A 26,423-nucleotide genomic window follows, 5' to 3' on the forward strand; every position below is an offset into this window, starting at 1 on the left:
CTGCGGCGCATAGCGTCTTCGCTATCAGCAATGTTTTGGAGTTCGGCTAGGACGAAGCGGGGCACAACCAGCTGAGCTTGGATGAAGCCGGCAGCCGCAATATCGGCAATGCGACCATCAATAATAACGGAGGTATCGACTAGAGCTTTGGGGCCTGTTTGAACTGAGGGTTTAGATGCGGGTTTGGCTGGAGGCTCCGCTAACTTTTGCAGCAGCGGAATGTGTTCGGCAATGTAGTCGCCCTGCCTCAGCAGCGCCATTATTACCCCAACCGTGAGCACTAGCGAAATTACTGCAGGCATAATGTTGCCAAAAGGCGAAGGCAAATTAGCCACCGGGATGCTAATTAAGGCACCTAGCAGCAAGCCGACGATGGCACCAATGCCGACCAGCACCAAGCGATAAATTGGCAGCCGCACCAGGCGCATAATGACGACTATTATGACGCCAATGGTAATTAAAATTGCAAAGATAATTGCGGGATTCATTCCACCACCTAGGTTTACTTGGTGGGCTTAAAAGCCAGGCGCAGGGCTTCGGCAATGTCCGAAGCAGCTAGATCAATTGTGGTTTTCGGGTGGGCAGCTGGTCCGAGCGCGCGTTTGAAACCAATCGATTTGGCTTCTTGCAAACGCCGATCAACGCTACCTACACTTCTCACCTCACCGCTCAAACCAACCTCACCAAAAACCACGACGTCGTCGGGTAGGGCTTGGTTTTTATACGCGGATGCGATCGATAGAATAATTGCAAGGTCTGCAGCCGGTTCAGAGGCTTTAAGTCCACCTACCACGTTAACATAGACGTCCTGGCTGTTCAAATTGAGCCCAGCTCGTTTGTTCATAACGGCTAGTAATAAATTAAGGCGGTTCAAATCAAAGCCAACGGCCGTGCGTTTGGGGTAACCAAAGACGGTTGGTGCCACCAAGGCCTGGACTTCAACCAGCAATGGCCGGCTGCCTTCCATCGTCGGTAGCACCACCGAGCCGGGTCCCATTCGCCGCTCAGCCAGCAACGCCTGGGAGGGATTTTTAACAGCAATCAAACCCTTGGGCTGCATTTCGAAAATACCGACCTCGTTGGTCGAACCAAAACGATTTTTGACTCCCCGCAGGGCCTTGAAGATGCCGTAGCGCTCCCCTTCCAAATACAGCACCACATCAACTAGGTGCTCCAAAATCTTGGGCCCGGCGATGTTTCCCTCTTTGGTCACGTGCCCGATAATGACGACAGCGGTGTGGCTGGATTTAGCGGCATTACCAATGATCTGGGAACTGGCTGTGATCTGCCCAACCGTACCAGGGCTGCCGGTTAATTCACCGGTCGACATGGTCTGAATTGAATCAATAATAGCTAACTTATAACCGCCCTCGCGAATGGTGGCCGCCACACTATCGGCATCGGTTTGGCTGGCCGCTACAATGTTTGCTTGACTTATACCCAAACGATCAGCCCGTAGTTTAAGCTGCTGGACTGATTCCTCGCCGCTAACGTATAGCACTGAACCCTGAGCGCCAATATGGCTGGCTAGTTGCAAAACCAGCGTCGATTTGCCTACCCCAGGATCGCCCGAGAGCAACATAATGGCACCCGGCACTACCCCGCCGCCCAGGACTTGATCAAGCTCGGCAATACCACTGCTAAAGCGTTTGACGTGATCAGATGACACCGATGATAATTGTTCGGCCTCAATCGGCCGGGTCGATTTAGAGCGCGAACTAGTAGCCGCTACTTCCACTAAACTATTCCAGGATCCACAGGCGGTACAGCGGCCGGCCCACTTCATACTGGCCGCCCCACAGCTTTGGCAAACAAACTGAGTCAGAGTTTTTGGCATAACTTAATATTATCATAAACCGAACATAAACCAAACACTTTTTCATATCTTACATTGACTTATATCAAAAATTATTGTAATATCGAGCGGTTCGCAAGTCCAATTCTACTTTGATATCCCCAAGAGGAGAGATTGTGGACTACCGCACCTTCTACACCCCCGACATCGACGGGCGCCTCTACGGCGAACCCGACAAGTACTTCGGTCGCCGCTTCTTGGCTACATCCGAAGGAGGTGGGCCGCTCTTCTTTGTCCGCCATCACGGCAAGGGCCCCAATGCAATGACCCTCAGGAAGGGCGAGATATTGCTCGTCGAGCTGGAAGCGCATCCCGAGATTCCTTGGCTGGCACAGGCCGTCCTTCACGAGGGAGGCCCCACACTCAAGCTCATCCCGCTGCGCCCTCTCGAGAGCTTGGATGGGGAGGCGATTCCCGAAATCGCACCGGTGTCTGACAACAGCAACACCCACCCAGACAAGGTCCCGGATGATCAGAGCCACAGTTTCGCCGATGGAACGATTGCTGTCGATCACGGCGAGTAACACCAGTAGCAATGGCGAACGCCCCGGTCTTCGGACCGGGGCCGACCCCAGAGTTTACTACGACAATTCTGTCGAAGCCGACTGTGGGGTCGCAAAGACCCAGTTCGTATATTCACAACAAGGGAGCTAAAAATGCCCGAGTCGACAACGATTCCTGGCGTTAGACTGATCCGCCACAACGCCAGTCAGATCGATGAGCCGGACGATCCTGACTACCCCTTCAAGCTAACTGCCAGCTTCACCCCGCCTGAATTCATGCAATTCACGTTCGTGTTGCTGTACGGGGGCAGCGAAGAGGTGGCGGTTATTGCCAAGTCGCGCGAAGCTATGGACGCTTTCATCGAAGAAAGTGACTTTGGTAACCACCCACGTCTCCGCGAGCTCACCATTACCGGCCCTGATGGGACCGATACCGTGAAGGTGGGGCGTTACTTCGGCCATGTCAGGGGCTGAGCCCAAGGCCCGCGACTAGAGGTTCACGACCCTGGTCGTGGGCCTCTTTTCATTCTTACTTACTTTGTCATCCCGACCGGCGTGGAGGGATCTATTTGTGAATTCTTAAATAGATTTCTCGACAGGCTCGAAATCACAGAACAGCTTATTTCTTCAGGGTTGGTTGGCCGAGGGTCAGGCCATCGCCGCGGCGCAGCACGGTCACGGTATCGCCGGGTTTGAATTGGCCTGCCAGGATGCCATTCGCCAGCGGGTCTTCGATGTAGTCTTGGATAGCTCGTCGCATCGGCCGAGCACCCTGATCAACGTCGTAGCCCTTTTCGATTAAGTAATCTTTGGCTTGGGGCGTAACTTTGAGGCTAATGCCCTGTTCGCTAACACGTTCGTATAAATCGGCTAATTGGACCGCTAGGATTTTGCGCACATCCGGCCGGCTCAGGCTCTTGAAAACGATGACTTTATCCAGCCGATTTAAGAATTCTGGCCGGAAAGTCTTTTTGAGATCGCCCATGACCTTTTCGGTCACTTGGTTGTGAGCTTCCTCCAGCTCTTTTTGCTCACCAACGGTTTGGGCCTTAAAGCCCAGCACCGCCTCGCGGTAGAGGCTCTCGGCGCCGACGTTACTGGTCATAATAATAATGGTGTTGCGGAAGTCCACCCGCCGGCCTTTGGCGTCGGTTAATTGACCGTCTTCAAGAACCTGCAACAGCATATTGAAGACATCGGGGTGGGCCTTTTCGATTTCATCGAGCAGCACCAGACTGTAGGGCTTCCGGCGAACGGTTTCGGTAAGCTGGCCACCTTCGTCGTAGCCAACATAACCAGCCGGAGCTCCGACCAAGCGGGAGGTGTTGTGGCGTTCCATGAATTCGCTCATGTCGATTTTGACGATGGCATCGTCGCTTTGGAACATTTCGCTTGCTAGCACCCGCGCCAGTTCGGTTTTACCCACGCCAGTGGGCCCAAGGAACATAAATGAGCCGATCGGGCGTTTAGCATCACTTATACCGGTACGGCTGCGGCGGATTGATTTGGCCACTTCTTTTACGGCTTCGTCTTGACCAATGACGCGCTTGCGTAGGGTATCTTCGAGTTTAACTAAGTTTTCGGTATCAGTTTTAACTAGACGAGTCACGGGTACGCCGGTGATCAGGCTAATAACTTGAGCGATGTCCTCGGCGGTAATCTGAATGGTGTCTTCGTTTTTTTGGCTGGAGAGCTTTTGCTCGATGATGCTGACCTTGGTTTTGAGCCGAGCGGCCAGTTCAAAATCTTGGCCGTCAACCGCTTCATCCATATCGGCCTTGGCTTCGACCAATTGCTTTTGTAAACCCCGGGTGTTTTTATTGGTACTGCCGCGCTTAATGCGAGCCAGACTTGCAGCCTCATCGACCAGATCAATGGCCTTATCCGGCAAGAAGCGATCAGCCACATAGCGCTTGGCTAATTTAGCGGCTTGCTCAATGGCCTCATCGGTGATCTCAACTCGGTGATGCTCTTCGTAACGCTGGCGCAAGCCGTGCAAGACGGCAATGGTTTCTTCAACTGTCGTTTCGGGCACAATGACGGGTTGGAAGCGCCGCTCCAAAGCCGCGTCTTTTTCAATGTGTTTGCGATATTCATCCAGAGTGGTGGCACCGATGGTTTGGATTTCGCCGCGAGATAATGAGGGCTTTAAGATGTTGGCGGCGTCAATAGCACCTTCAGCGGCGCCGGCGCCGACCACGGTGTGGAGCTCATCGATGAACAATATCACTTCAGGTGTGGCCTTGGCCTCGTCTAAAATCTTCTTCAATCGCTCTTCGAACTCGCCGCGGTATTTGGTACCGGCAATGACGCTGGCTAGATCGAGCATGACGATGCGTTTGTTTAGCAGCATCTCGGGCACTTCGTCGGAAATAATGCGCTGAGCCAAACCCTCGACAATGGCGGTTTTGCCAACGCCTGGTTCGCCAATTAAAACCGGGTTATTTTTGGTCCGGCGGTTCAAGATTGAGACCACTCGGCCAATTTCATTACTGCGACCAACTACGGGATCAAGCTTGCCCTCACTAGCCTTAGCCGTTAGATCAATCCCAAAATGATCCAGGGCCGGAGTCTTCGACTTAGTGCGCTTAGGGCTGGTCGTTTTGGCCGATTCATCGGAGTAATAGTACTGCTGATTGCTTAAATAATTTTCTAGTTCGGCCCGAACAGTGGCCGGATCAACTTGGATTTCTTTTAATAAGGAATTAGCTCGAGCACTCTTTTGGCTCAGGATGGCGTAAAGAATATGCTCGGTGCCAGAATAGGGTTGGCCAAATTCTTGGGCAATTCGCAGCGAAATGGTCAGCGTATCGCGGGCCGTCTCACTGAGTCCCTTGCGATTGGCCCGGGCCAGAGCAGCACTAGAACTACCAGACAACCATAATTCAGCCTTTTCCCAGGTCACACCAGCTTCAATCAGAATCTTAGCCCCGATCGAGCCCTCTTGGCGCAACACGCCCAGCAGGATATGTTCGGTGCCAATGTAGCCCGAACCCATGGTTCTAGCGATCGAATCGGCATTCTCCAGGCTTTTTTTGGCGTTCTCGGTTAATCTTTCAAATGCATCGTGCATTGTCAGCCTCCAAATTGGTTACCCAATCCATGTCTGCCTACTTTTATTGTACCATTCCCGCGCAAGCACAAGTACTAGTCCGTAGCTGATTCCGGGGTCGGTTCGTCAGTTTCGGTCTCGGGTTCTGCCGCGGCTTCGACTGGAGCCTCGTCAGCTGGCTCGGGCTCACCCGTTTGGTTAACGGCTTCAATCAGGGCGCCTTCGAGATCCTTAGGGCTGGCTTTGGTGGCATCGGCAGCCGCAGCATCGGCCGTGGCTTCAATTCGGCTCTCATCGGCACTGACAATATCGATGTTCCAGCCGCTTAGTTTAGCCGCCAAGCGAACATTTTGGCCTTGCTTACCAATGGCCAGCGATAGCTGATCTTCCGGTACCCGGACAATAGCCTTCTTTTCGGCCTCGTCCAAGTCGACACTAATGACTTTGGTTGGCGAAAGCGCACTAGCAATGAAAGTTGCCGGGTCTTCGCTATAGGGGATGATGTCAATCTTTTCCTCGCCTAATTCACCCATGACAGTCTGCACCCTCGAACCGCGACCACCGACGAAGGTCCCGACTGGATCTACGCCTTCGGCATTGGAGATAACGGCCACTTTGGTCCGGACGCCGGCTTCTCTAGCCAGGGCTTTGATTTCGACGGCACCGGTTTCAATTTCGGGCACTTCTAGCTCAAAGAGTAGTTTCACCATATTAGCGTGGGCTCTGGAGAGTACAATTTGCGGTCCGCGATTGGTTTGCTCCACCCGCACCACGTAAACTTTGATGCGATGGCCAGGATAATAGCGCTCACCGGGAATTTGCTCGGACGGGAACAGTACCCCGGTGGCCTTACCCAAATCCACGAAAGTGGTGTTGCCTTCGATGCGTTGGACGGTGCCGTTCAAAATCGTGTCTTCTTTATCTTTATATTCGGCAAAGACGATTTCGCGTTCGGCCTCGCGCAAGCGCTGAATAATAACTTGCTTAGCAGTTTGAGCCGCGACCCGACCAAAGTCCTCCGGGTGATCTTCGTATTCAACCATATCGCCAACTTTGGCCTTGGGCTTGATCTTTTTGGCATCTTCCAGGGTCATTTGTAAAAAGTCGTTTTCGGGGGTTTTGGCGACTTCTTTGGTTACAAAAACGTGGGTGGCACCAGATTTTTCATCCAGCGCTACGCGAACTTCTTGGTCTTTATCGCCATAGTCCTTTTTATAAGCAGCCGCCAGCGCCGCCTCGACCGTTTCCAAAACGATCTCGTGCGGCAAGTTCTTCTCCTCAGCGATGATGTTGATAGCTTGAATGAAATTTGGTTGCATACTGTTCGAAAAATATCCCTAATTAGTCAAAAAAGCCGGCGAACCGACTTGCTGTATGGGCTAATCCTAGCACACTTTGGCCAAAATGTAAATGAGCACCCTGGGGTGCTCATTGTTGGGCTGGGACCAAGCCTATCCCTTCGGTTCGATCATCCAGCGCTGGAAAACCTGTCCCATGAATTCGAAACGAGGCTTAGCCGAGCAGACTTCGGAGTGAGTTGGGTAATCAACCCTTTTGCATTCACACTTCGAACCGTCCTCGTGAACCCGATCGATCAAGAACTCCCGGAATTCGCGGGTGGCATGCCGAGGCCCCTCGTGGCTGGGATCAATCTCCAGCGCCACATAATAGATCTCAACCCGCCCCCCACTCGAAGCGTTGTGGGTCAAGTGGGTGGCTTCGTAGAGGCGCCCCTTGTAGTGGCGGTAGATGCCGGGGCGGAATTTAGCCAACTCTTCCCCCTCTACGGCTGGCTGGATCTGTTGCCGGGAGTAGCTCAGCTCGGCTACGATCCCCGCCAAGTCGGTGCAGAAGTCATCCACCAACCTTCCTGAGTCCCGGTAAAGCGCCACAATCAAGTTAGCTCGACCAGGACCACAATTCCAGAGCGATTCGACCACTCTTCTCAGTTCTCTCTCGTCTGGAGTTACAAAGTCCATAGCAATCCCTTCGGAAGCCTACCGCCCGATTCTGCGCTAAAATTAGGCTAAATTCAACTCGAGTGCGGTTATGCTCGCGCTGATCTGCCGAAACTGCTATGGTTTTAAAGTTTGATACCAAAAGGAGCCACCGTGTCGCTAAAAAGTGAGATTAGTCCCAAGATAAGACCCGGGGATGATTTTTATAACTACGTTAACAAACGCTGGATCGATGCTCATCCGATGCCGGCTGATAAAGCCAGCTTCGGTGCCTTACGAATTTTGACCGATGAAAATTTGGCTAAGTTACAAAAATTACTGACTCAAAAGATTCGCCCAAGCGATTCGATTTCCATCAAAGTGGTTAAACAGTACTACCAAAGCGCTATGGACGAGACTGGAATTGCCAAAGCTACTCCGAAATTTGTTCAAAACATCCTAGACCAAATCGCAGCAATTAATGATACTGGTGACGTCAAAACCTACATCGCTCAGTCACATGCCCAGAACATGGAAATGATTTGGGGGGTCATAATTGAACCGGATGATAAAAACAGCCGCCGCTACTTAACTCGGTTCTGGCAGGGCGGTTTGGGTTTACCGGATCGGACTTATTATCTGGAAAAATCTAAAGACTTCGAAACTATTCGTCAGCAATACATGGATTATTTGGCTAAGTTTTTTGAGTTAGTTGGTTTAGACCAAGCGAGTAAACGGGCCGAACATATCTACAAAATCGAAAAAGCACTTGCAGCTGCCTCGCTTAGTCGGGCTGACTGCCGAAATCCCAAATTAGTCTACCATCCACACACCATCAAACAGCTGACCAGCCGCTATCCCAATCTAGACTGGCACGAATACCTGCCCGCTGTGGGCCTAAAATCGGTCCAGGTGCTCAACGTTAGTCAGCCCAAGTTCCTAACCGAGGTCAACCGCTTACTCAAACAGACCCCGATCGATCACTGGCGAGATTATTTCATCATCCACACCATCGAAGCGTTCGCTACCAAACTATCCAAACCCTACGAGGATTTGGTTTTTAATTTCCATGACAAAATCTTAACTGGGCAACAAAAAATTGAGCCGCGAGCGGTCCGCATGACCAGACACACCATGAATGTTTTGCCAGAACCGATCGGCCGGCTCTTTGTGGAACATTACTTTAATAAAGCCGCCAAGCAGGCGGTTGGCGATTTGGTTGACCATTTGTTAAAGGCCTTTGCCGCCAGAATCGATCGCCTGGAATGGATGAGCCCGGCTACCAAACGCCAGGCTCACAAAAAGCTATCAACTTTTCTGCCTCTACTCGGATATCCTGACAAATGGCGATCATATAGCGGGTTGAAACTGGGCTCAGATTTTGCGGCCAATTTTTTGGCCATCGCCCAGTTTGACTGGCAGTTTCAGGTTAGTCGCATAAATAAACCGGTTGATCGCAAAGAGTGGCATATGTCGCCGGCCTTAGTTAATGCTTACTACTGGGCTAACACCAATGGCATAACCTTCCCAGCTGGCATCTTGCAGCCACCATTCTTTTATGCCAGCGGCGATTTTGCAGCCAATTATGGTGGTATTGGTGCGGTCATCGGCCATGAAATAACCCATGGCTTTGATGACCAAGGCAGCCAATTTGATGCCCATGGCAATATGAAAGGCTGGTGGCAGACTAGTGATCAAGCTAATTTTGAAAAACGAGCTAAATCTTTGGTCAAGAGCTACAGCGCTTATAAAATTAACGGCCGAGCCGTAGACGGCCAATTAACTCTAGGTGAAAATATTGCTGATTTGGGCGGGCTAATAATTGCCTTTGAAGCCATGCAGGCCAAACTAACCGAACTGGGTAACAGTAATAGAGTTGATGGCTTCACTCCTGAACAACGCTTCTTTATCAGTTTTGCTTGTACCTGGCGCTATAATTACCGACCCGAACTGATGCTAAAACGTTTAGTCTCAGACCCTCACTCGCCGGAAGTTTATCGAGTCAACGGGACACTAGTTAATGTTGATGCTTTTTATGAAGCTTTTGACGTTGGGTCTAAGGATAAACTTTACCTCGACCCCGCCAAGAGAGTTCGGATTTGGTGAAACTAGAGAGTCAGGTTTTCTAGCCAATCAATCTTTGGTTGCTCAATCGAACCTGTAACGGCTATGGCGTCTATTTGAATCGGACCGTCATTGGTATTTTCCGATTGGTAGAACCGGCTGGCTTTAACCATTTGTTCGAGTTTTGATCGAGTAATATATTCAAGCCCACTGCCATGGCTCAAATTAGCTCGATACTTGACTTCAATTATATGGGTTACACCGCCCTTTTCGGCAATCAAATCGATTTCGCACCAACGCGTCCGCCAATTCTGGGCGATTATACGCAAACCCTGATTTCTTAAAAAATTAGCCGCTAAATCTTCGGCCACTCGTCCGGTTTTAGTAGCCATAACTCTCGGCCAATCGGACTGGTTTGTAACTGCGGCGATGAATCGGGGTTAAGCCACTGACTAGAGCTGCTGTGTGCTGGGCTGTCCCATAACCAACATTAGTCATAAAGCCGTAATCTGGGTAGAGCTCGTGCATCCGAGCCATGTAGTTATCGCGGGCGACTTTGGCAATAATCGAAGCCGCCGCCACATTCAAACAAGCTTGATCGCCCTTGATGACAGTTAAGGTTGGTAGCCCGACCTCCAAATAATCGTCACGGCCATCCAAGATTATGGCATCAAAATGTAGCCTGGCTAGAGCCCGCAGTCCGCACAGCCGTAAGGCCATGTTTAAACCTTTAGAATCAATTTCGGCTGGTGAGGCCCAACCGACGCCAATGGCCACGGCTCTAGATTTGATTAGACGAGCGGCTTGATGGCGCTGCCTAGGGCTCAGCAGCTTTGAATCCCGAACGCCAGCGAGATCAAGATTCCTGGGTAATATCACCGCCGCCGCCGTGACTGGTCCGGCCCAAGAGCCGCGCCCAACCTCATCAACTCCAGCCACTAAACTGGCCCCTTGGCCCCAAAGCTCAGCCTCATGATTGCGGCTGGGTTTAATTATTAGTTTGACCATATTTAACCTCGCAGGTTAACGTTAGGCCGAATCGCCAGCTCGATCAACGCCGGCTTCGGTTTCCTCGGCTGCTAAATTAGCTTCATTGTCTTTTGAATCGGCGTCATGCTCAGGATCGGCCTCGGCCGCTTCATGGCGCTCAGCTTTAGCTAACTCTTCGGTCGATTCTTCGACTTGAGTTTCAGCGTCTCCAACCTGATCAACGTCTAACTCAGTCTTGTCACTGCCGTTATCGGCTACGGCGTTGACGGCCAGCTTATCAAAGCCCTGCTCGACTAACCTGGCCGACTTACCTCGACGTTCTCGCAGGTAGCTTAGGTAATTTCGGCGAACTTTGGCCCTTCTAGTAATATCGATTTTGCTGATGTTGGGTGAATGCAACAGAAAAGACTTTTCGACCCCCACGCCGCTGGCAATCCGACGCACGGTCACTGAAGCCATGACTTCGCCCAAGCGGTCGGTGCGAATCACGACGCCTTCAAAAACCTGGACGCGCTGCTTGCTGCCTTCGCGAATCAGTTGATGTACGCGCACGGTATCACCACTGCGCACTGGAGCGATAGCCTTCTTTTTTGATTGTTGATTGATGGTTTCAACTGCGTTCATAACCTGAACACTCTAGCATAATCCCTCCGACTAGGCAAGAAGTTACATGGCATATGATTGACAATCACTATAACTTCTGTTTAAATCTGAGCCATTCAACAAGATGTACCTGTAAAAGCAGATTGGATGAATTTTGACTGATTCGCTCGTTCTCACCAACAAAGGCAATTTGTGGATCGTGGACTCCACAAAAGAGCTATTTGATCCCAGTCGCCTGCCGAAAACACGCATCAGCGGCGAAGACGATCTAAGAGTTTTGGTTCGATCAGAGGCTCTTTCCTCGGAAGGCGACAAACTCGTTTTCGGTGCCGAGATGGGACTTTGGGAGCAGGTCACCATCTGCTTCGATGTCGACAAACCGTCCCGGTTGGCTTTCGAGGTCGACGACGCAATAGATTCTGAGGTTGTTCGTTCGGCCTATAGGCAAGCATTGATGAATATATCGTTGAGCCTCGCGTTCAACTCCGATGAACCCTGGCAGGTAGAATTTCGCGACACGCCTGCAGCGGCTGAACTGCCGGCATAAACAAGGTTTCTGCTACTGAAGGGATATCGAGATGATCGCTATGGGTGGACAAGACATGGCAAAGGGATTCGATATCAGATTTCGTCCTCACTACGTGTCCGATCGCATGTATACCTCAAGCGGCCGAAGAGTGAGACACGGTAGCGTCGCAGGCTGGATTACCCAAGACACTTTTTGGCTCTTTCGTCCTCAAACGTATACCAAAACCCGAAAGCCATATGTAGCCAAAATCGTTGTGCGTAACCACGAGCCCGTAGAGGTCTTTCGGCTAGAACTGGTAGGTGAAGTCACGGAGCTAGTACCTCGGATTCTTCTCTACTTGGAGGCTCCTCGCGTTTTGCAAAACGTAGTTGGGGGTTACCTCAAACGCATGGCCGCTGCGTGACATGCAGGCGTTCTCGCTCATGCGAGAACGCCTGTTTTACTTTTTAAGCTACGGCTATGGCGTCTTGGCCCAGGAGGGCTTTGAGTTTATCAAGCAGCTGATCGCTTATAGTAACGCGAAAGGGCAGGCGGATTTTTTTGGCAGTGTCGCCCGCCACCATAATATAAGCTTGGCAATCGCCGGCGTTGGCGCTCAAAGTTTCTTTAATCTGGTTGAGGAGCGCTGGATCGGTTAGAGAACTAAGGTTGATGGTGAGCTGGTTGGCGACCTCGGCGGCAGCCGGTTGCGATTGCGGCATCGGCGCCTCATCAGTTGTTGGGTCAACCGGCGGTTTTGTGGCGGCGTCCTTGTCATTTAAAGCGCGAGCTTTATCAACCATGACTTTGATTTCGCTAGTGGCCTGGCCAGCGCGATCTTTGGTACTGATTTTACCAGCGACTTTAACTAATTGATCGGTTTGCCAAAGGACGGCATTTGCTTCATAGGCCTTCGGGAATACGATCAGTTCGCTATCGCCAGATTTATCTGCCAGACCAACAAAAGCCATAGTATCGCCGTTTTTGGTGGTAATTTTGCGAACTGTCGTGATAATACCGCCAACGGTCACGCTCTGACCTTCCATGTCCGGCTTGAGATCGGCAATGGCGGTAGTTTGGCCAGCCAAGAAGCCTTCGTATCCATCCAGTGGATGGCGGGACAAGTAAAGTCCCAATAATTCGCGCTCCCAGCCCAATTGTTCGCTCAAATTGATGGCTTCTTCGGGTTCAAGCATGTGAATGCCGGGCATGGCCTCATCGGCGCCCATGGAGCCAAAGATATCGATTTGGCCACTCAAAGCATTCTTTTGAGCCTTAGTGGCATAGCTAGTGATGGCATCGAGGTTGTGGAGCAGATTGGTGCGTTCGCCAAAGCCGTCCATGGCGCCGCTTTTAATCAAGCTCTCCCAGACTTTACGGTTAACTTCGCTGGCACTAACTCGCTGGGCAAAATCTTCAATGCCGCTAAAGGGGCCCTGTTCGCGGGCAGCTAGGATGGCTTCGATAGCCCCCATGCCGACATTTTTAACGGCACTCAGGCCAAAGCGGATCTGATTCGAATTGGGGGTAATCCCAAATTCCAAGAAACTCTCATTAATATCGGGCGCTAGAACGTTCAGACCCATGCGTTTACATTCATTAACTTCGATGGCAATGCGATCGATGTTGCCGTAATCGCTGGTCATCAGAGCCGCCATAAAGGCCTCTGGGTAATGGGCTTTCAAATAGGCGGTTTGATAGGAGATCAGGGCATAACAAGCCGAGTGCGATTTGTTAAAGCAGTAATCAGCAAAGCCCTCAAGCTTCTTCCAAAAGGCCTGGGCAAAGTCTTTAGTCACTCCTGAGGTTTTAACGGCACCGGAGACGAAGTCATGCTCCATCTTGGCCATGGTATCGCGCTGCTTTTTGCCGATGGCCTTTCTAAGGGTGTCGGCCTGCCCACCACTAAAACCGCAGAAGTCCTGGGCAATCTGCATGACTTGTTCTTGGTAAACTAAGACGCCATAAGTGCCCTTGAGGGCCCGCTCCATCGAGGGGTGATCATAGCTGACTTGGCTGCGGCCGTTTTTGCGAGCGACGTAATCGTCGGTTAGCCCAGCGCTGAGTGGCCCAGGTCGGTATAGGGCGCCCATGGCAATGATATCGTCAAAGCCATTGGGTTTAAGATCCCGCAAATAGCGCTTCATGCCGGCTGACTCCAACTGAAAGACACCCGTCGTATCACCACGACTGAGCAGAGCATAGGTTGGTTTGTCGTCGAGCGGGATTTCGGCCGTGGAGATTGATTTGCCGTAAACTTTGCGGACGATTCTAAGGGTGTTATTGATAATAGTTAGGTTAGATAGGCCCAAGAAATCCATTTTAAGTAGGCCCAAATCTTCGATTGTATGCATTTCGTACTGGGTCACAATGCCGCCCTTTTGGGCCCGCTGCAGCGGTACGAATTTAACGATTTCATCGGGAGCAATAACGACACCAGCGGCATGAACCCCATTAGAGCGAATGGTGCCTTCCAGCTTGATGGCTGCATCAATCAGGCGCTTAGTCGATTGGTTACTTTTATATTCTTTTCTCAGATCTGGATCAGCCTTGAGGTCGCCCTTGGCTGGAGTTAGTCCAACTGAAACCGCCAACGGAATATGGCGCCCTTGGACTGGTTGGGGGATTAATTTAGCCACGATATCAACTTCGCCATAGGGCATGCCAAGAGCTCGACCAGTATCACGAACGGCGTTGCGGGCGGCCATGGTCCCAAAGGTCACAATTTGAGCCACCCGATCTTCACCGTATTTTTCGACCACATAGTCGATGACTTCCTGGCGTCTGGTGTCTTGCATGTCGACATCAATATCCGGCATGCTGATGCGTTCAGGGTTTAAGAATCTTTCAAACAGTAAATCGTAACGCATCGGATCAATATCGGTGATATTTAGGGCGTAAGAGACTATCGAGCCAGCGGCGGAACCGCGTCCGGGGCCAAAAATTATACCTTGGTTTTTACCCCAGTTAATAAAATCGGCCACGATCAGGAAGTAACCGTCATAGTTCATCTTGGCAATCACGCCCAACTCAAAGTCCAGCCGATCCGCCATTGCCTTGGGTACTACATCCAAGGTTTTAGCCTTGGTATAGCGCCCAATGTCCTCTTTGGGAATGCCGCCGTAGCGCCAGGCTAGCCCTTGGTAGCTGAGTTGATGGAGGTACTCGCGCTCGGTTTGCTCGGTTGGTACTGGGAATTTCGGAATGTGGATGCCGCCCAAATTGATTTCTACTTGGCAGCGCTCAGCAATTCGACCGGTATTTAGAATAGCCTCTGGATCCCCAGCAAACCGTTTGGTGATGTCCTTAGGGTCGGTTAAATAAAGTTGCATGGCCATTGTCATGCGATCGGCATCATCGACGGTTTTACCGGTTTGGACGCATAACAATATTTCGTGCGCCTCTCGATCCTCTGGTTTGCAGTAATGACTATCAGCCGTTACCACCATCGGGATGCTGGTTTCGGCCGCTAGTTTTCTCAGGCCCTGGTTAATGCGCTTTTGGAGGGGCCATTGATGCTCATGATCTTGGAGTTCGAGGAAATAATTGTCCGCACCAAAAGTATCCCGATACCATTCGGCAGTAGTTCTAGCGGCCGCCATATCACCATCAGTAATATGCTGAGCCACTTCTCCGCTGGCGCAACCCGATAGAGCGATTAGGCCGCTACTATACTTACTAATTAGGGCCCGATCCAACCTCGGTTTGTAATAAAAACCCTCCAGGTGAGCCATTGAAGACAGGCGCATTAAGTTCAAATAGCCCTCAGTGCTGGTGGCTAGCAATATCAGGTGGTAGGGGTTGGCATCAAGTTTACCCGATCGACTTTCCAACCCTCTCGGGGCAACGTAGGCTTCCATGCCAATAATCGGTTTGAGACCGCGCTCGTGGGCGCCATTGTAAAATTCAATGGCCCCAGACAGTGTGCCATGATCGGTCAGAGCCACAGCGGACATGCCTAGAACTTTAACTTGATCGAGCATTTCCGGAATTTTTTGCAAACCATCGAGTAAAGAGTAGTGGCTATGGTTATGCAAGTGCACAAAGTGGCTGGCCAGTTGGCCGCCAGCCGGTGGCTCAGACATGTTGGTCCCCTTTCGCTACTAATAATAGCATAAGCGAATTGTTAGAAGAGTTGGTTTTTAGTCTTCGCTGGAACCGTTTTTCTCGAGTTCTTCTAATCGTTGAATGGCTTCTCCAGCGGGCTCGGGATTGCGACGCAACTTGGATTTAGCCGCCCGCATCAGCTCCTTAGTCACCTGCTCAAGTTCATTCATCAGAGCTGCGCCTTCGTCCATCATTAGTCTAATGCTTGCAAGGGTGGTGTCTTTGGTTTGCTTGCCAGATTGGGCTAGAGTCTTAGTGGAAGCTCGCAAATCCTGTTTCATAACCTCAGCGCGGGCGATCAACCCCTGACTTTGTTGGCGCGCCTCAACCCCCAAATCTTTAGCTACCTCACGTAGGACCTCAACCTTATCGCCAATTTGATGCTGCATTTTACTGGCGTTTTTGGCCACATCCCCGGTAAAGTCTTGGGTTTTACGCCTAATGTCGTCCCGGGTTTCTTTGCCGCTCTTGGGTGCTAGCAGGATGCCAGCGATTAAACCAATTAGGAAACCAAAAATCGAACCCCTAACTAAATGATCGCGCTCACTCATTTGACCCTCCCTTTTTAGTCTTATTGCGACTTTGTTTAACAAAAACGGCTACAACCGAAGAAATTATAGCTGGAATGAGTCGCTTACTCATAGTTTTGGCGGTTTCACTAATATTGTTTGTGGTTTCTTCTATTTTATTACTAACGCGCGAAAGGCTTTGCAAAAGCTTAATTAGCAAGCTTACCATTACAATCGAGCAAACTAACAAAACAAACAGCGTGACGCTCAAAATTATAACCAAAATCTCGTAGGCGTTCATATATCTACCCTATACCTTTAGAGCTCGAGGCTGCAAGCGTAAGTTGGATATGATTGCAAACCGATTTAGGCTTTGAGCTTTGTTGCTAAGATCTCGTTAACCATGGTCGGGTTGGCTTGCCCGGCACTGGCCTTCATAACTTGCCCGACTAGAAATTTGTGAGCCCGCTCTTGGCCCGCATGATAATCAGCTACCGCCTGGGGATTCGCCTTAATAACTTGATCCGCGATGACTTCGAGCTGAGTTTGGTCTGAGACTTGAGGTTTGAGGTACAGACCGACATCTTCGCCGCCCAAGACGACTGGATTAATGGCTTGTTTAAACATGGTCGCAGAAATGGTTTTCTTGGAAACGGCCTCGGCCAGCTTTGCCAGATGCTGTTTTTGGTTATGATTTAGAGAACCATAAGCTTCCCGCAACTTTTGATCTTGCTCCAGTGTTAGTGCGACCAGGGCTTGGTCCTCTGTGCTCTTGAAAAGCTGATTACTTACATCATTTAAATAGCCGAGAACTGCCTCTGGGCTATTGACGAGTACCTCGCGGCGGGTATCAGCCAGACCCAGTTTAGATAGCTCCTGGCGAGCATTATTTGGTGTCATTAAGTCTTGTTTAGCTTCAGCTAGCATCTCTTTGGTCACTACAATCGGCGGCAGATCTGGTTCTGGAAAATAACGATAGTCATGAGCTTCTTCTTTGCTCCGTTGAGATATGGTTTGGCCTTTGGCCTCGTCCCAACCTCTGGTTTCTTGGATGATTTTTTGGCCTTTTTCAAGCAGTTCGGTTTGACGCTTAATTTCATAAGCCACTGCACGCTCGACCGCCCGAAAACTATTTAAGTTCTTAGTTTCCGTCCGAGTCCCAAGTTGCTGGCTACCCTCCGCTGCCAAACTGACGTTAACATCAAAACGCATATTACCGTGATAGAGATCAGCATCTGAAACTTTGGCGTATCGGACAATGTTGTAAATTTCTTGAGCATAGGCCTTGGCTTCGGCGGCTGAATGCAGGTCTGGCTCGGACACGATCTCCATCAATGGCGTACCGGCACGGTTGAGATCAACCAATGAATAATCGGCCCCCTCTGGGTGGGTCAATTTGCCGGCGTCCTCCTCTAGATGGGCTCTGGTGATACCGACCTTAACTCTTTGGCCTGCCAGTTCAAATTCAACTGAGCCTTGGCCAACAATCGGCTGATCAAATTGAGAGATTTGATAACCCTTGGGCAAATCGGGGTAAAAGTAATTTTTGCGGTCAAACTTGGTGGTAGCCGCAATCTGGCCATTCAGCGCCATCCCGACCCTTAGGGCCAATTGAATCGCTTGGTGATTCAAGACCGGTAAGGTGCCGGGCAGTCCCATGCAAACCGGACAGACCAAGGTATTGGGCTTGGCCTCCCGAGCGTTATTATCACAGGGGCAAAACAGCTTTGATTTAGTGGCCAGTTGGACGTGAGTTTCAATACCAATGCTGGGCTGATAATTCATCTCAGTGCCCCCAGATCCCGAAGAGCCTGGCCGAAGGCCGCCAATGCCCCTTTGGCATGCGATGCAACTAGGTCAAAGCTAACCTCGTGAGCCAGATGGTTGCGCAGCTTGTGAGCCTGCCAGACGTCTTCTTTATGACTCAAGCGACCCTCGACTCGTTTGAGTCGCTCGGCCATAGTCTCGCCTGGTGTGCCCAGCTGCTTTAGAGCGTAATCAAGCAATTTATCAGCTTCTGAGACGGCATTGCGCAAACCCGAACCACTCTCAGTTGCCATCTGTTCGATCGTCTGCCAACGGGCCCGAACTAAATCATAATCAATAGTGCCTCGACTGACCCCGCCAGACCGCGGCTTGGATCGACCCCTAGTTACTACTGCCAGTAGGGCAAATCCAGCCAGCAAAACTAATAACAATCCCCAGATCATACTCGAACCCCAGGTTTAGCCTTGAAATCAATCAGTCCCTCAACCTCCATAGCTAAATCCAGAAGTTGTCGCTCACCTTTTTGGGGACCAATTAGTTGCAAGCCAATCGGCAGATTCTGATCTAAACCGGCCGGCAAGCTAATGGCCGGTAGTCCCGCCAAACTAGCCGGCACCGTCATCGCATCCTCGAGGTACATCGCTAACGGGTTTTTGTGGCTACCCAGCGCAAAGGCAGCCGATGGGGCGGTTAATCCGATCAGAGCGTCAAATTTCTGAAACAACTGATCAAATTCTTGAATAATTAAAGTCCGGACCTTTTGAGCCTGGCGATAATAAGCTTCATAGTAACCGCTGGAGAGAACGTAAGTGCCAATTAAGATTCGCCGCTTGGCTTCGGCCCCAAAGCCTTGGTCGCGGCTCAGGCGATAGGTCTCGTCCAAAGTCTTGGCACTAGCATCACTAAAGCCAAATTTAACTCCATCGTAGCGCTCCAGATTCGAGCTGATTTCGGCGGGCACCAAGATGTAATAGCAAGCCAGGGCTAGATCAACCGATGGCAGACTAACTTCATCAACGCTATATCCACTGGATTTGAGTTTGGTGATAGTTTCGGTAATTACAGCTTGAATATCCGGATCAGCTTGATCGTAGAGTTCCTTGACTAGGGCTAGTTTGCCTTTGCCTGGCGACTGGGTATCAGTATAGCCAGCCGAGTCTTTTTCAATCGTTGTAGAGTCCTGGGGATCTAGGCCGGAAATCACATCTAGAACAAAGGCGGCATCGCCGACATTTCGGGTAATCGGACCAATGCAATCGAAGGAACTGCCCATAGCAATGACGCCATTCCTGGAAACCAGCCCGTAGGTCGGTTTCAAACCGACCACACCACAGAAGCTGGCTGGCTGGCGGATCGACCCACCAGTATCGGTGCCAAGAGTAAAGCTGGCCAACCCCAGTGCTATGGCGGCCGCTGAACCACCGGATGAGCCGCCTGGTGCGAGGTGCTCATCCCAAGGGTTTTTGGTTGGACCAAAGTCGCTGTTTTCGGTTGAAGCTCCATGACCAAAGGCGTCCAGATTGGATTTAGCCACCAGAATCGCACCTTCGGCCTCAAGTTTATTAATAACAGTCGCTTGATATGGCGCCTCAAAATTTTTCAGGATGTTACTAGCGGCCGTGGTGTGGATACCAAGCGTCAGGAAATTATCTTTGGCAATATAAGGGATGCCGGCCAAACGCCCTACCGGTTTGCCCAATTTGATGGCCGCATCAATCGCCTGAGCCCGCTCAAGAGCTTGCGAGTTAAGAGCCAAAACCGCATGGTAATTATCAGCCGACTTAATCGCGGCCAGTGATTCTTGGGTCAAACTGACGGCGCTGATTTGGCCACTTTTGACTGCGGCTGCCAGTTCCTCGATTGGACGGTCTAAATTGGTCACAGCACCCGCCGGACTTTAATGTAGCCATCCTGAGTCGCTGGAGCGTTTTTTAACAGTTCAGCTTGAGTCAGCTGACTCGGTACTACTTTATCGGGTCGCCAAACGTCTCTTAATCCTGTGACTTGGCTAGTCTCGATTACCCCAGTGGTATCAACTGATTGTAATTTATCGACCATGCCAACTATGGCATCCAAGTCGTGGGTTAAGTTTTTAACCTCCTCGGGAGACAGGCCAATTTTAGCCAGCTCAGCCAGTCGCCTAACTTCATTTTCGTCAATCTTAGACATTGGTGTAATTGTACAATCCTATCCTGTTTTTATGAAGGAAACATTTCTTTCAAATACTGTTCGATTGTGTAGTAATGCGATGCACCCATTACTACGAAAATCCTATCGTAATCCTTTTTGGCCTCGGCTAATTTTCTTAGTACCCCTTGATCTCGAATGTAATTAACATAACGAGAAATTTCATTAAAGATTGTCCCCTCTTGGGCTGGGTCGACCGCGGCTCTGAATTTGCGCATTATGCTCTCATCGTCCGGCTCAAACGGAATACCCAGTTCTCGTCGGCTTATTTGATCAATTTCTGACCAGTTGAAATTATTTGCGCCAAGGTTTTTGAAACGCGCTTCAAATACCTGCTTATACTCTTTGGCAAACGTATCTGCTTTACTTTGCTGGCGATGATATTGCCAAACTTGCCTAAAAACATACAGTGCTAGTACTAGCGGTTCACCATAACGTTCAACGTAAGCCTGGTGGTCCTCCTTCATCCCTGATTCAGCCGATCGGTACGGTATGTCGGCATCATGAGCCAGCCTCGAAACATATGCCAACTCACCGTAGCCCTGGATTAGTAGCTTAATATCTCCATCAACTGGCCAATTGTAGCTTTCATGCAGAACCAAGTCTGGCTTAAACTGCTCAAACTCGTTTTTGATTAGTGAAAACATTGGGTCATCCGGATCATTTTTATGCCAAGATGCAACGAAGACTAGCTGTTTGGGTGCTTGGCCCAGGTGAAACACCTTAGGAGCTTGGCCGTTGATGACCCGAAATTGCTCGAAAGACGTAAAACTTTTCACTTTAGCAGCTTTAACAATTCAGCTTCATCAATAACCTTCGTACCCAGCTTTTTGGCTTTGGTCGATTTGGCCTCACCGGCATCGGCGCCCAGCACTAAATAATCAGTCTCTTTGGTCACGCTGGTTTGGAAGGTTCCTCCTAGAGCTTCGATCTTGGCGGCGGCTTCATCGCGGCTAAAAGCCTCCAAAGTGCCGGTAATAACGAAGTTTTGGCCACTTAATTTGCCCCGAACCTTATGAAAGGCTGTAGGTTTAACGCCTTCGCGGAGCAACTTTTCTAGCACCAGATGTTGATGTTGGTCGGCTAGCCAGTCAGCAATGCTTCTGGCCACCACTTGGCCAATACCGGGCACTTGCTGCATCTCCTCAGGTTTGGCGGCCCGAAAACCAGCCAAATTACCAAAATGCTCGGCCACATCGCGGGCTGTTTGTGCACCGACATGGCGAATGCCCAGTGCGTAAATGAAGCGATCGAGCGTCGGGTGCTTGCGCGATTGAATGGCCTCGACCAGATTTGAAGCCGATTTAGCCGCAAACCGCGGCATGCCCGCGACGTCGTCGACACTTAGGTGATACAGGTCAGCAGCGTCAGAGATTAACTTGGTATCAAGCAAGGCATCAACCGTTTGCTCGCCCAGACCCTCAATATCGATGGCATCTTTGCTGGCAAAATGGATAATTCGGCCGCGTTCCAGGGCGTAGCAGTTAAAGTTGGGGCAACGCCAAACGGCTTCCTTATCACCCTTTTCCAGCTTAGTCCCACAGATTGGACAGCGGGTCGGCATATGAAAAACTTTTTCGCGACCAGTTCGCAGTTTGGGCAGTGACTCAACAACTTCAGGTATAACATCGCCGGCCTTTTGGATGATGACGGTATCGCCAATGCGAATATCTTTACGGTGGACCTCGCTTTCGTTGTGCAAGGTTGCCATCTGGATGGTGCTGCCGGCCACCAAGACGGGTTCGAGGACGGCAAAAGGTGTAGCCGCACCAGTCCGACCAATGCTGACTTGGATGTCACGAACTTTGGTCGTGGCTTGTTCGGCCGCGAATTTATAAGCCACCGATCCTCGGGGGGCCTTTCCCACTACACCCAAGCGATTAAATATAGCGCGGTCATTAACGGTTATGACCAAGCCATCGGTGCCATAGGGCAAACTTTTTCGTTTATTTTCCCATTCAGCGGCAAAGGCCATGACTTCATCAACACTTGCAAGCAAGCGACTGTGTGGTTCGACCTTAAAGCCGAGCTGATGGGCTAATTCATGTTCAGCCTTATGCGTAGTGATCCCATCAACCACGGTGGCCACGCCGTAAACGTGGAAACTCAGGCGGCGTTCGGCAGTTAGTTTGGAATCAAGTTGGCGGATGCTACCAGCCGCCGTATTGCGGGGGTTGGCAAACAATGGCAGCCCGGCCTGCTCGCGCGCTTGATTGAGAGCCTCAAAATCTTTTTTGTATAACAACACTTCACCGCGAACCTCAAAGCGACCGCGATAAACTGATGCCGGCCCACCTGGACGCAACACCAGCGGCACCATTTTGATAGTGCGTATACCGGCCGTAACGTTTTCGCCGATGGTGCCATCGCCACGGGTTACGCCCTGAGCTAGTTTGCCATCTTGGTAAACGATCGAAGCCGCTAGGCCATCCATTTTGATTTCGCCGTAGTAGTCGATTTTGGTTTGGCCGGCCGCGTCACTGACGCGCTTGACCCAAGCCGCCACTTCATCTCGACTAAAGACATCGCGCAAACTCAACATTGGAGTGTCATGTGCAATGGTTTCGAATTTGGCGAGCGGTTTGGCCCCCACTCGAGTAGTCGGCGAATCGGGCGAAGTTAGAGTCGGAAATTTCTGCTCAAGATCTTCGAGCTCTTGGTTTAGAGAGTCATAGGCCGAATCGCTGATGGTGGGTTCGTCCAAGACATAATATTTATAACGATGGTCCTCGATCTCGGCCATTAGTTTAGCAATTCTTTTGGTAGCTTCGGTCTCGGTCATGACGCTAGAGCCCGATAGAGTTTATTGATATAGATGACGGCAAAGGGCAGCACCAGGAGACTAATTAGAACTTGGAGCAAAGCTAGGACGGCGTGGTTGGTGGTTTGGGCATAGATTAAAACTAATGGGGCAGCCGGGATCAAGGCGAGGATTAGGGTTGCAATGACCAGGCCAAGTAGGCGGGATAGTACCGCCCAGCTATGGCCTCTGACCCGCTGACTGGCGGTTCGAAGGGCTTGAATTGGCCGGGTTGAACCGGAGGTAACTTCGTAGAGGGCAAACAGGCCACGGTTAAGCCAAAAAATGCTTGGAATGGCTAAGGTAATGGCTAAGGCCGAAATAATGATGCGCTCGGCCAGGCTGGTGCCTGGGCTGGCACCGATCACGCCAACACTATAGAGCACCAAAGCTAGCGCCAAAGGCAGTAACTCAAGTATTAGAGCTACCGACACCAATAAAAATTTAACTAAATTGGCAGTGCCGCCATAATAGGCCTGACGCAGGGTAACTTGGCGACCGGCTTCAAGCTGAATGACAGTCCAAATCAAAGCAATGTTCATTAGGAGTGAAGCTAGCGAAAGATAGGTCGAAATGCTGGCATCGCTAGTGCCGGCCGCTAAGTTGATCAAATTGGTCGGGACGGCCACCAGAGCAGTAATGCCCAGGAATATTTTGAGATGGGAGCGCTCCAGCGATAAACTCTGCTTGGTCAGTTGCCAAACTGACGGCAGCCGGCTCATACAGCCTGCTCCATTTTGTGCAGGCGGGCTACTCGCTCATCGATCGGTGGGTGGGTGCTAAAGAGCGAGGCGATGGCACCGCCAATGCCCCGATTCCCCAGCGGGCTAGATATAAAGAGGTGGGCGGTGGCGGTGGAGGCATGTTCCATCGGTTTGGTATAAGTTGCGATCTTTTCCAGAGCACTGGCTAAGCCCTCTGGGTATCTGGTTAGGAGTGCCCCGGTGGCATCGGCCAGAAACTCTCGCTTTCTCGAAACAGCTAATTGCAACATCATGGCCACCAGGGGCGCTACAACGGCGGCAATCAAACCGACAATCATCAAGGCGCCGTTATTATCGCCGCCACTATCACTATCGCCAAAAAAACTCATCCGCAAAAACCAATGACTAATCAGACTAACAACCGTCACTAGAGCCAACACCACCGCCATCAGCCGAATGTCGTAATTTCCAACATGACTCATTTCGTGAGCAATCACACCCTCGAGTTCAGTTTCGTTCATCATGGCGAGCAGCCCCCTGGTGACCGCCACATGGGCATGGTTGGGATCCCGCCCAGTTGCAAAAGCGTTTGGCGCCGGATCGTCGATGATGTAGATATCCGGGGTTGGCAGCCCGGCGGTGATGCTCAAATTTTCAACTACTCGATAGAGCTCCGGGGCATCAGCCTTGACGATCGGTTGAGCCCCTGAGAGAGCCAAGGCCATGCGAGCTCCAGAATAGTAACTAAAGATGGCATAAACAATTGCAAAAACACTTAGGAACACCAACAGCCCGGGACGGTTGAAGGCTAGCGACAAGATCCAGCCAAAGGCCACAATGAAGACCACAAAGCCAATCATTAAAACAACGGTTTTGACTTTATTCTGGGTGATAGCGGTGTACAAGGTCGGCTCCTAAAATTAGATTTATAGAGCTAAAACTTGACTGCAACCGGTTCGGCAATGGCAGCTTCGTTGTCGACCTCAAAGAATGTTTTGGCTGAGAAACCGAGGGCCTTCGCAAACAGATTAGTTGGGAAGACTTGCTGCTCGGTGTTGAAATCTCGAACGTTGGCGTTGTAAAAGCGCCTCGAAGCTTGGATTTTATCTTCGGTATCAACCAACTCTTGCTGTAACTGCAAGAAGTTTTGGTTGGCCTTAAGGTCGGGGTAGTTTTCGGCCACCGCAAACAAAGATTTAAGCGTGGCACTCAGTTGATTATCAGCTTTAGCCAGACCGTTTAGATCATTTTGGCTGACCCCCATGGCGGCAGTGCGCGCTTTGGTGACGTCCTCTAGCACCGTCTTTTCGTGGGCAGCGTAGCCTTTAACGGCCTCAACAATGTTGGGGATCAGATCGAAGCGGCGCTTCATCTGGACGTTAATATCGCTCAGGGCCTCATCGGTCCGGTTGCGAGATTTGATGAGCCCGTTGTAGGCCATCCACAGCCACCCCAGGACCAAGATAACAATAATTACAACAATCCATAAAAGCATAATATTATCCTTTGCTTATGGGTATATTATAGCGCTGCCGGGCTAACTATGCTACGAAATGAAGGCCGAATTGCCAGATGTAATAACTGGCTAGCATGATGCCTAAGGTAAAGGCTGTTAGCAACCGCAGGCGCCGATCCCACCAATAACTCAGCGCTACGGCGGCTAGCGCCGGTAGGCCAGCGTAACTATTGGGCGATCCGGTGCCACCTAGGGCGATTTTGGTCGAGACGTTATCGGTCACCGACACCATGAAGACGATAGCTAAAATTAATCCGACCAAGGCAGCCAAGCGGCTGCGGTCGAGTTTAATAAGGGTTGGGTTTTTACTTTTGGCCATTTTGAATCCTATTTTTATACTATTATTATAGCATAAGCGGAATACTTAAACCGATTTTTTTAGCTATTCCTAATAACTGATTCCTTGACTTAACAGAGCTATTATGGTAGTCTTGGGCGGTTCAGGACCTCGCCTATTTAAGGAGAGACGTGAAGCACCGAAAAGGATCATCAAAAATCAAGTACGATCACCATATGATCTCGGGCCTTCGCGACTTTCTCGAAAGCATCGAAGACTGGCCGGAGATCAAATCGATCATCCCTGGTCGCATCAAACGCACCGGCATACATACAGCCCTGAAGCTCAAGGTCCAATACCCCACCGACACCGGTTTGAAGTGCCAGGCTCAGTCTGGGGGAGCAATCCAGGAGGTCTTCGTTGTCACATCCGTACCAGACGTGCTTGCTCGTAAGCTCAACAACCTATAGGGGTGAAGCAACGTGGAGATGCCGAAGTTCGCATTAGTTGCCATCGATGGCGATAACATCGACCGCACGCTCTTTGGGGAGCTCAAGAGTCAACTTGCCCCAGGGGTCTTGGTGGAAGTGATAGCCGAACTGCTCCCCAATCACACCACCTGGAGCCTGGGCTGCTACACGGTTCCGCAAACCGACCGAGCTATGTCTCTCCAGCAGCATTATCTGCGCGAGTTGGTGGCAGCCGGTATCGCTATTCGGCGATGGCGGCGGGGAGCCATTCGCGGCCGTACCGTCGGCTACCCCGACAGCTGGCTGGTGGAGCAGGTGGTGACCATTTGGGATCGATTCGACACGCTGGTATTAGTGACGGCCGACCGGGACTACGTCCCCTTGTTATCTAATGCCCAAGCCATGGGCAAAGACACCGTCGTGCTTTCACCTCAACCGGTGGCTTGGCCCAGCTTCGTGCGAGTACATGAACTCGACTGGCTCGACACTCAACACCCAGGTCTTCTACGCTCACTTATTGCCGCCCCGGCCTGGATATAAGCCCCCTAGAGTCTATTTGGATTCTAGGGGGTTA

Annotated in this window: 27 protein-coding genes; 6 read left to right on the forward strand and 21 right to left on the reverse strand. The window is 50.8% G+C overall.

From position 1 onward, the window contains the following. On the reverse strand, positions 1–488 hold a 488-nt coding region (locus VLE72_01650), incomplete at its 3' end, for a hypothetical protein (protein ID HSX14598.1). A 14-nt stretch (positions 489–502) separates the two neighbouring features. Further along, entirely contained in the window at positions 503–1,837 is a 1,335-nt protein-coding gene (gene radA, locus VLE72_01655) for a DNA repair protein RadA (protein ID HSX14599.1), read from the reverse strand. A 134-nt stretch (positions 1,838–1,971) separates the two neighbouring features. Between radA and VLE72_01660 the strand changes: the two genes are divergently transcribed. Both VLE72_01660 and VLE72_01665 read left to right on the forward strand, forming a co-directional pair. After that, entirely contained in the window at positions 1,972–2,379 is a 408-nt protein-coding gene (locus VLE72_01660) for a hypothetical protein (GenBank protein HSX14600.1), read from the forward strand. 132 nt (positions 2,380–2,511) lie between these two features. After that, on the forward strand, positions 2,512–2,832 hold the full coding sequence (locus VLE72_01665; GenBank protein ID HSX14601.1) for a hypothetical protein: 321 nt from the start codon (positions 2,512–2,514) through the stop codon (positions 2,830–2,832). A gap of 145 nt (positions 2,833–2,977) precedes the next feature. Here the strand turns inward: VLE72_01665 and VLE72_01670 are convergent, their stop codons facing one another. From VLE72_01670 to VLE72_01680, 3 genes are all read right to left on the reverse strand, one after another. Then, positions 2,978–5,431: an ATP-dependent Clp protease ATP-binding subunit gene (locus VLE72_01670; protein ID HSX14602.1), complete on the reverse strand. Its 2,454-nt coding sequence runs from the start codon at positions 5,429–5,431 to the stop codon at positions 2,978–2,980. A gap of 74 nt (positions 5,432–5,505) precedes the next feature. Then, the gene (gene nusA, locus VLE72_01675) at positions 5,506–6,729 is read right to left on the reverse strand and encodes a transcription termination factor NusA (protein HSX14603.1); all 1,224 of its coding nucleotides are present in this window, start codon (positions 6,727–6,729) and stop codon (positions 5,506–5,508) included. Positions 6,730–6,861: 132 nt separating this feature from the next. Beyond that, a complete protein-coding gene (locus tag VLE72_01680; protein ID HSX14604.1) occupies positions 6,862–7,389 on the reverse strand; it encodes a hypothetical protein in 528 nt (175 codons plus the stop codon). A 132-nt stretch (positions 7,390–7,521) separates the two neighbouring features. On the opposite strand from VLE72_01680, the gene VLE72_01685 reads away from it, so the two are divergent. Further along, positions 7,522–9,453 carry a M13 family metallopeptidase gene (locus VLE72_01685; protein ID HSX14605.1) on the forward strand — a complete coding sequence of 644 codons (1,932 nt, stop codon included), beginning with the start codon at positions 7,522–7,524 and terminating at the stop codon, positions 9,451–9,453. A gap of 2 nt (positions 9,454–9,455) precedes the next feature. Here VLE72_01685 and VLE72_01690 read toward each other — a convergent pair whose 3' ends face one another. Genes VLE72_01690 through rplS form a run of 3 tightly spaced genes read right to left on the reverse strand, consistent with a single transcriptional unit; the run spans position 9,456 to position 11,025 of the window. Then, positions 9,456–9,803, reverse strand: coding sequence for a YraN family protein (locus tag VLE72_01690; GenBank protein ID HSX14606.1), 348 nt, complete (start codon positions 9,801–9,803; stop codon positions 9,456–9,458). Next, on the reverse strand, positions 9,793–10,419 hold the full coding sequence (locus tag VLE72_01695; protein ID HSX14607.1) for a ribonuclease HII: 627 nt from the start codon (positions 10,417–10,419) through the stop codon (positions 9,793–9,795). Before VLE72_01695 ends, VLE72_01690 begins: the two co-directional genes overlap by 11 nt. Before the next feature lie 21 nt (positions 10,420–10,440). Beyond that, a complete protein-coding gene (gene rplS, locus VLE72_01700; protein ID HSX14608.1) occupies positions 10,441–11,025 on the reverse strand; it encodes a 50S ribosomal protein L19 in 585 nt (194 codons plus the stop codon). Between the two features lie 133 nt (positions 11,026–11,158). Here rplS and VLE72_01705 point away from each other — a divergent pair, with 133 nt between their 5' ends. Next, entirely contained in the window at positions 11,159–11,551 is a 393-nt protein-coding gene (locus tag VLE72_01705; GenBank protein HSX14609.1) for a hypothetical protein, read from the forward strand. Positions 11,552–11,979: 428 nt separating this feature from the next. Here VLE72_01705 and dnaE read toward each other — a convergent pair whose 3' ends face one another. The 13 genes from dnaE to VLE72_01770 form a co-directional block, all read right to left on the reverse strand. After that, positions 11,980–15,597, reverse strand: a complete 3,618-nt coding sequence (gene dnaE, locus VLE72_01710; protein HSX14610.1) for a DNA polymerase III subunit alpha — start codon at positions 15,595–15,597, stop codon at positions 11,980–11,982. A gap of 57 nt (positions 15,598–15,654) precedes the next feature. Next, positions 15,655–16,170: a YtxH domain-containing protein gene (locus VLE72_01715; GenBank protein ID HSX14611.1), complete on the reverse strand. Its 516-nt coding sequence runs from the start codon at positions 16,168–16,170 to the stop codon at positions 15,655–15,657. After that, entirely contained in the window at positions 16,163–16,429 is a 267-nt protein-coding gene (locus VLE72_01720; GenBank protein ID HSX14612.1) for a hypothetical protein, read from the reverse strand. The genes VLE72_01715 and VLE72_01720 overlap by 8 nt, the downstream gene beginning before the upstream one ends. Positions 16,430–16,494: 65 nt before the next feature. Next, positions 16,495–17,913 carry an Asp-tRNA(Asn)/Glu-tRNA(Gln) amidotransferase subunit GatB gene (gene gatB / locus VLE72_01725; GenBank protein HSX14613.1) on the reverse strand — a complete coding sequence of 473 codons (1,419 nt, stop codon included), beginning with the start codon at positions 17,911–17,913 and terminating at the stop codon, positions 16,495–16,497. Beyond that, positions 17,910–18,338, reverse strand: a complete 429-nt coding sequence (locus tag VLE72_01730) for a hypothetical protein (protein HSX14614.1) — start codon at positions 18,336–18,338, stop codon at positions 17,910–17,912. The genes gatB and VLE72_01730 overlap by 4 nt, the downstream gene beginning before the upstream one ends. Continuing rightward, positions 18,335–19,777, reverse strand: a complete 1,443-nt coding sequence (gatA, locus tag VLE72_01735) for an Asp-tRNA(Asn)/Glu-tRNA(Gln) amidotransferase subunit GatA (GenBank protein ID HSX14615.1) — start codon at positions 19,775–19,777, stop codon at positions 18,335–18,337. The genes VLE72_01730 and gatA overlap by 4 nt, the downstream gene beginning before the upstream one ends. After that, positions 19,774–20,064 carry an Asp-tRNA(Asn)/Glu-tRNA(Gln) amidotransferase subunit GatC gene (gene gatC, locus VLE72_01740; GenBank protein ID HSX14616.1) on the reverse strand — a complete coding sequence of 97 codons (291 nt, stop codon included), beginning with the start codon at positions 20,062–20,064 and terminating at the stop codon, positions 19,774–19,776. The genes gatA and gatC overlap by 4 nt, the downstream gene beginning before the upstream one ends. Positions 20,065–20,093: 29 nt before the next feature. Next, the gene (locus tag VLE72_01745) at positions 20,094–20,861 is read right to left on the reverse strand and encodes a hypothetical protein (protein ID HSX14617.1); all 768 of its coding nucleotides are present in this window, start codon (positions 20,859–20,861) and stop codon (positions 20,094–20,096) included. Next, on the reverse strand, positions 20,858–22,864 hold the full coding sequence (gene ligA, locus VLE72_01750; protein HSX14618.1) for an NAD-dependent DNA ligase LigA: 2,007 nt from the start codon (positions 22,862–22,864) through the stop codon (positions 20,858–20,860). The genes VLE72_01745 and ligA overlap by 4 nt, the downstream gene beginning before the upstream one ends. Further along, positions 22,861–23,604, reverse strand: a complete 744-nt coding sequence (locus tag VLE72_01755) for a hypothetical protein (protein HSX14619.1) — start codon at positions 23,602–23,604, stop codon at positions 22,861–22,863. Before VLE72_01755 ends, ligA begins: the two co-directional genes overlap by 4 nt. Beyond that, the gene (locus tag VLE72_01760; protein ID HSX14620.1) at positions 23,601–24,491 is read right to left on the reverse strand and encodes a M48 family metallopeptidase; all 891 of its coding nucleotides are present in this window, start codon (positions 24,489–24,491) and stop codon (positions 23,601–23,603) included. The genes VLE72_01755 and VLE72_01760 overlap by 4 nt, the downstream gene beginning before the upstream one ends. Positions 24,492–24,520: 29 nt before the next feature. After that, complete coding sequence (locus VLE72_01765; protein ID HSX14621.1) at positions 24,521–25,081, reverse strand: LemA family protein; 561 nt, start codon at positions 25,079–25,081, stop codon at positions 24,521–24,523. Positions 25,082–25,127: 46 nt separating this feature from the next. Continuing rightward, complete coding sequence (locus tag VLE72_01770) at positions 25,128–25,421, reverse strand: hypothetical protein (GenBank protein HSX14622.1); 294 nt, start codon at positions 25,419–25,421, stop codon at positions 25,128–25,130. Between the two features lie 149 nt (positions 25,422–25,570). Between VLE72_01770 and VLE72_01775 the strand changes: the two genes are divergently transcribed. Together VLE72_01775 and VLE72_01780 are read left to right on the forward strand one after the other, a co-directional pair. Further along, positions 25,571–25,849, forward strand: coding sequence for a DUF2103 domain-containing protein (locus VLE72_01775; protein ID HSX14623.1), 279 nt, complete (start codon positions 25,571–25,573; stop codon positions 25,847–25,849). A gap of 18 nt (positions 25,850–25,867) precedes the next feature. Beyond that, complete coding sequence (locus VLE72_01780) at positions 25,868–26,389, forward strand: NYN domain-containing protein (protein ID HSX14624.1); 522 nt, start codon at positions 25,868–25,870, stop codon at positions 26,387–26,389. Positions 26,390–26,423 lie beyond the last annotated feature (34 nt).

This window comes from Candidatus Saccharimonadales bacterium, from assembly GCA_035480635.1.
Taxonomy (GTDB): domain Bacteria; phylum Patescibacteriota; class Saccharimonadia; order UBA4664; family DATIHN01; genus DATIHN01.

Bases quoted from the DNA above. Each gene is read 5' to 3' on its own strand.
- radA (HSX14599.1), bottom strand. From the start codon at position 1,837: ATGCCAAAAACTCTGACTCAGTTTGTTTGCCAAAGCTGTGGGGCGGCC.
- VLE72_01665 (HSX14601.1), top strand. From the start codon at position 2,512: ATGCCCGAGTCGACAACGATTCCTGGCGTTAGACTGATCCGCCACAAC.
- VLE72_01670 (HSX14602.1), bottom strand. From the start codon at position 5,431: ATGCACGATGCATTTGAAAGATTAACCGAGAACGCCAAAAAAAGCCTG.
- nusA (HSX14603.1), bottom strand. From the start codon at position 6,729: ATGCAACCAAATTTCATTCAAGCTATCAACATCATCGCTGAGGAGAAG.
- VLE72_01680 (HSX14604.1), bottom strand. From the start codon at position 7,389: ATGGACTTTGTAACTCCAGACGAGAGAGAACTGAGAAGAGTGGTCGAA.
- VLE72_01690 (HSX14606.1), bottom strand. From the start codon at position 9,803: ATGGCTACTAAAACCGGACGAGTGGCCGAAGATTTAGCGGCTAATTTT.
- VLE72_01695 (HSX14607.1), bottom strand. From the start codon at position 10,419: ATGGTCAAACTAATAATTAAACCCAGCCGCAATCATGAGGCTGAGCTT.
- rplS (HSX14608.1), bottom strand. From the start codon at position 11,025: ATGAACGCAGTTGAAACCATCAATCAACAATCAAAAAAGAAGGCTATC.
- dnaE (HSX14610.1), bottom strand. From the start codon at position 15,597: ATGTCTGAGCCACCGGCTGGCGGCCAACTGGCCAGCCACTTTGTGCAC.
- VLE72_01715 (HSX14611.1), bottom strand. From the start codon at position 16,170: ATGAGTGAGCGCGATCATTTAGTTAGGGGTTCGATTTTTGGTTTCCTA.
- VLE72_01720 (HSX14612.1), bottom strand. From the start codon at position 16,429: ATGAACGCCTACGAGATTTTGGTTATAATTTTGAGCGTCACGCTGTTT.
- gatB (HSX14613.1), bottom strand. From the start codon at position 17,913: ATGAATTATCAGCCCAGCATTGGTATTGAAACTCACGTCCAACTGGCC.
- VLE72_01730 (HSX14614.1), bottom strand. From the start codon at position 18,338: ATGATCTGGGGATTGTTATTAGTTTTGCTGGCTGGATTTGCCCTACTG.
- gatC (HSX14616.1), bottom strand. From the start codon at position 20,064: ATGTCTAAGATTGACGAAAATGAAGTTAGGCGACTGGCTGAGCTGGCT.
- ligA (HSX14618.1), bottom strand. From the start codon at position 22,864: ATGACCGAGACCGAAGCTACCAAAAGAATTGCTAAACTAATGGCCGAG.
- VLE72_01755 (HSX14619.1), bottom strand. From the start codon at position 23,604: ATGAGCCGGCTGCCGTCAGTTTGGCAACTGACCAAGCAGAGTTTATCG.
- VLE72_01765 (HSX14621.1), bottom strand. From the start codon at position 25,081: ATGCTTTTATGGATTGTTGTAATTATTGTTATCTTGGTCCTGGGGTGG.
- VLE72_01770 (HSX14622.1), bottom strand. From the start codon at position 25,421: ATGGCCAAAAGTAAAAACCCAACCCTTATTAAACTCGACCGCAGCCGC.
- VLE72_01780 (HSX14624.1), top strand. From the start codon at position 25,868: ATGCCGAAGTTCGCATTAGTTGCCATCGATGGCGATAACATCGACCGC.